General features: G+C 68.3%; 4 protein-coding genes. 2 read left to right on the forward strand and 2 right to left on the reverse strand.

What is annotated here, in order from left to right:
* The coding region (locus ABD352_RS06330; protein ID WP_344611260.1) for a tetratricopeptide repeat protein at positions 1 to 1,701 on the forward strand (1,701 nt) is incomplete at its 5' end.
* 108 nt (positions 1,702 to 1,809) lie between these two features.
* Here the strand turns inward: ABD352_RS06330 and ABD352_RS06335 are convergent.
* Positions 1,810 to 2,178 (reverse strand): VOC family protein, encoded by a 369-nt coding sequence (locus tag ABD352_RS06335; RefSeq protein WP_344611261.1) that lies wholly within the window; start codon positions 2,176 to 2,178, stop codon positions 1,810 to 1,812.
* Between the two features lie 63 nt (positions 2,179 to 2,241).
* Between ABD352_RS06335 and ABD352_RS06340 the strand changes: the two genes are divergently transcribed.
* Positions 2,242 to 2,700, forward strand: coding sequence for a MarR family winged helix-turn-helix transcriptional regulator (locus tag ABD352_RS06340; protein WP_344611262.1), 459 nt, complete (start codon positions 2,242 to 2,244; stop codon positions 2,698 to 2,700).
* 547 nt (positions 2,701 to 3,247) lie between these two features.
* On the opposite strand, the gene ABD352_RS06345 is transcribed toward ABD352_RS06340, so the two are convergent.
* Positions 3,248 to 4,507 (reverse strand): hypothetical protein (locus ABD352_RS06345; protein ID WP_344611263.1); only part of this gene is annotated, 1,260 nt, incomplete at its 5' end.

The following is a 4,507-nucleotide window of genomic DNA, read 5'->3' on the forward strand; positions in this document are numbered from 1 at the left end:
CCGCGCGGTGCGGCTCCGGCCGATGTCGTCCCGGCCGGTGCCGGATCGCCGGGGCGGACGTCGCCCGGGTTGTCGCCGGGGTCGGTGCCGGTGTCGCCTGTGGCGGGTCCCGGCACGCTGTCGCAGGCGCAGCAGCGGGTGTTGGACGAGTTGGGCCGGTATGCCGGTGAGATGGTGCTCGACGGTGATGCGTGGTTCGGTTCGATGATCCAGGCGGCCGGGGAGCTTCAGGGCCGGACCGGCACGGTGGCTTTGATGGCCGGGATGACACCGGCGGATTTGCGGGCCTGGCTGCTGCTCGAACTCGACAATATGGCCCTGAGCCGGAACTCGGTGTATGCGGTTGCGGCGGCGCAGGGCGAGGGGCAGTACGAGGCGTTCCTGGCGGCGTTGGGCCGGCCGGGTGGCTACCACCCGTTGTTCGAGGTGTTGGTGGATGTGGCGGCCGGTCTGCTGGACGTGCGGCTGCATGTGATCACCCCGGAGGGTGTGACGGTCTCGTCGGGGCGTGCCGGCGATCCGGAGCTGTATGTGGTGCGTACCGGAAGCGGCCATTACCTGCCGGCCCTGGCAGGCAACCGGCCGGACGAGCCGGTTGAGCGGGATGTGGAGCCGTCGTGGCCGCTGTTCCTGCCGCCGGGGGCGGAGCTGTTGTCCACGATGGACACCGGCAATGTGTCGGGTGAGGTGGTGGTGGTCGGTTCGGGGGCCGGCGAGCCGGTGGGTGTGCTGAGCGCGGTACGACGCGCGGCGGCCGGCGTCGACCAGCCCGTGGTCGTGGTGTCGGTGCCGCCGGGCGGCTCGCCGGACGCAGCTCAGGTCGACACGGTCCGAACATTGCTGAACGTGTACGGGTGGCGGGGCCGGGTACCGGTCGTGGTCACCCGCGGGAGCCTGACACCGTTGGAGAGCCTGCTGGACTTGTATGGCGTAACGGCGGTGTATCAGACCAGTGTGGGTGCCGGGCTGGGTGGCCCGTCCGGTGGCCTGGCCGCGTTGAACCTCAGCAACGCCTGGGTGCTGCGCCGGCCGGCCGGCGAACCCGCAGCGGCCGGGCTGTCATCGGAGGTGTTCTCGGCGGAGTTGCTGCAGGCAGCGGCCAGCCGGCGCCGCCCGGTATTCGACCGGCCGAGCACACCGGTGGCCTCGTTCCTGTCGGTGCCGCTGCAGGACACCGGCCGGATCCGTGACACGTACGACACCTACCGGGCCCTGCTGACACCGGATCTGCCGCAGGTACAACAGATCGTGTCGAGGGACCCGGCGTTCGCCGGCCACCAGGCGGTGCTGGGCCTGGCCGAACTCGGACAGTTCGACGCGGCGGTCGCCTACCTCCAGGCCGGCGACGACCGCCCGGACGTCATCGCCGCGCCGCTGCTGAACATCGACCGTGACGCCACCCCAGTGGAACGGGAACGTGCGGTGGTCGGCATGCTGCCCCACCTGGCCGCACTGGCCCGGGCCGTGTCACACGACCTGGCCAGCGAAGCGATCCTGCTGGCCGTCGCCGACCTCATCACCGAAAACCGGTCCCAGGAAGACGTCAAGAACGACATCTGGTTCCACAAGAACCTCCTACCCAAAGACGGCCGCCTCCGCGTCGGCTGGGTAACCCACCTGACCGAACTCACCCAACAACTACCCGAACACACCAACAGCCTCGGATGGATCGCCTCCGCCATCATGAACTGCCCAGACTAACGACGAGCTCCTCCACTGCGGACAGCCGTCCCAGCGGTGGTTCTTTGCGGGCTTCGCGGATCAAGGCGCGGATGGGGGAACGGTGATCGTCCGGTGGCGTTTGGCCTGTCAGGCGCGGTCGTGGAGAGTGATCTGGTAGCCGTCGGGGTCGGCGAAGGTGAATGTCCGACCGAAGGGGCCGTCGATCGGTGCGGAGACGATGGTGTGACCGTCGGCGACGAGAGCATCGTGAATGGCCTGGACGTCTGTGGCGTGGAGCCAGATCGCGGCACCGATGCCGGGCTGAGGAACGGATGCGAGGTCGGTGCCGGGAACGATGTCGCGGAGTGCGAACGCGATCGGCTTCGTCTCGAAGACGACGGCGTGCGGAGGTCCGGCCTGCGAGCGGACGAGGCCGAGGTACTGCTCGTAGAACGCCTGCGAGGCGTCGAGGTCGCGCACTTGGAGCGAGATGAAGTCGGGGCCGGTGACGGGCATGATGATGCTCCTTTTGTTCGTGTCAGTTTCCTGACACAGGCCAAACTATGTCAGAATGCTGACATGAGTCAAGACGGTGTCGGCGTCGACCTGGAGACGTCACTGGGCTACCTGCTGAAAGAGGCGTCGAGCGCCCTCCGTGTAGCCATGGAGGAGGTACTGCGGCCGCTCGGGATGACCGTGACGCACTATTCGTGCCTCGAGCTGCTGGCTCAACGACCGGGCTTGTCGAACTCCGAGCTCGCGCGGGGCGCGTTCGTGACACGCCAGTCGATGAACGTGCTGTTGCAGGCCCTGGAACGAGACGGCTACGTGACCAGGCCGGCGGAGGCACCCGTCGGGAAGGTTCTTCCCACGCGTCTCACGCCTCGCGGCCGACGGAGCCTCGAGAAGGCGACCGTGGCGGTCCGGTCCGTCGAGGTGAGAATGCTGGCCGGCCTGACCGAGACCGAGCAGTCAGACGCGTTCCGGACCCTGAAGAGGATGATCCATTCTCTGCGCGATGGCAACGACGGTACATAGCTCGTTCCCCGGCGCACGTCTCGTCGCGCCCGGATATGAGTGCAGCCGAGCGTGAAAATCCGTGCAGGCGACCTCGAAAACCGACAGATCCCGACTACACCCTCTTCTGCGATGAGCCGGATTTCCCGCAGAGGACGGAGTTCCTGCGGCTGGGCACGGAACTGGAACTCCTATGACGGGCCCTGCAGGATCATCGCCACGAGATCGGGTCATCGCCATCGGGCGTGTTTGCGATCCGGTACGAAGACCGTGACATTGGCTGGATACGGCGGGGCGTGACCGAGGACTCCGTAAGCGAGAAGCTCATCGCTATTCGGCGTCGCGACCTGGAGCGCTTGGAGGGCGACTCCCCGCGGCACTGAGGACGCACCTGAGCTTCTCGGCTCGTGGTCGGCGCGCCTACGTGAGGATGGATGTCGTGCCATCACGGTGGCCGGATGTCTCGACAACGGCGCTATCCCACGGAATGGACAGCTCACCGCCACCATGAGCGGCCGGTCCGGCGGGGCCTGGTTCGGGTGGCTGTCCACGGTGGAGGGGCTCGTCGTTAGTCTGGGCAGTTCATGATGGCGGAGGCGATCCATCCCAGGCTGTTGGTGTGTTCGGGTAGTTGTTGGGTGAGTTCGGTCAGGTGGGTTACCCAGCCGACGCGGAGGCGGCCGTCTTTGGGTAGGAGGTTCTTGTGGAACCAGATGTCGTTCTTGACGTCTTCCTGGGACCGGTTTTCGGTGATGAGGTCGGCGACGGCCAGCAGGATCGCTTCGCTGGCCAGGTCGTGTGACACGGCCCGGGCCAGTGCGGCCAGGTGGGGCAGCATGCCGACCACCGCACGTTCCCGTTCCACTGGGGTGGCGTCACGGTCGATGTTCAGCAGCGGCGCGGCGATGACGTCCGGGCGGTCGTCACCGGCCTGGAGGTAGGCGACCGCCGCGTCGAACTGTCCGAGTTCGGCCAGGCCCAGTACCGCCTGGTGGCCGGCGAATGCCGGGTCTCTCGACACGATCTGCTGCACCTGCGGCAGATCCGGTGTCAGCAGGGCCCGGTAGGTGTCGTACGTGTCACGGATCCGGCCGGTGTCCTGCAGCGGCACCGACAAGAACGAGGCCACCGGCGTGCTCGGCCGGTCGAATACCGGGCGGCGCCGGCCGGCCGCTGCCTGCAGCAACTCCGCCGACAGCACTTCCGATGACAGCCCGGCTGTTGCGGGGTTGCCGGCGGTGCCGGCCGGTCGGCGCAGTACCCAGGCGTTGCTGAGGTTCAACGCGGCCAGGCCGCCGGACGGGCCACCCAGCCCGGCACCCACACTGGTCTGATACACCGCCGTTACGCCATACAAGTCCAGCAGGCTCTCCAACGGTGTCAGGCTCCCGCGGGTGACCACGACCGGTACCCGGCCCCGCCACCCGTACACGTTCAGCAATGTTCGGACCGTGTCGACCTGAGCCGCGTCCGGCGAGCCGCCCGGCGGCACCGACACCACCACCACGGGCTGGTCGACGCCGGCCGCCGCGCGTCGTACCGCGCTCAGCACACCCACCGGCTCGCCGGCCCCCGAACCGACCACCACCACCTCACCCGACACATTGCCGGTGTCCATCGTGGACAACAGCTCCGCCCCCGGCGGCAGGAACAGCGGCCACGACGGCTCCACATCCCGCTCGACCAGCTCGTCCTGGCGGTTGCCTGCCAGGGCCGGCAGGTAATGGCCGCCTCCGGTACGCACCGGCCCCGCCGACCCTGCTGGCGACGTCCGCCCCGGCGATCCGGCACCGGCCGGGACGACATCGGCCGGAGCCGCACCGCGCGG

The organism is Dactylosporangium salmoneum (assembly GCF_039532525.1).
Classification (GTDB): domain Bacteria; phylum Actinomycetota; class Actinomycetes; order Mycobacteriales; family Micromonosporaceae; genus Dactylosporangium; species Dactylosporangium salmoneum.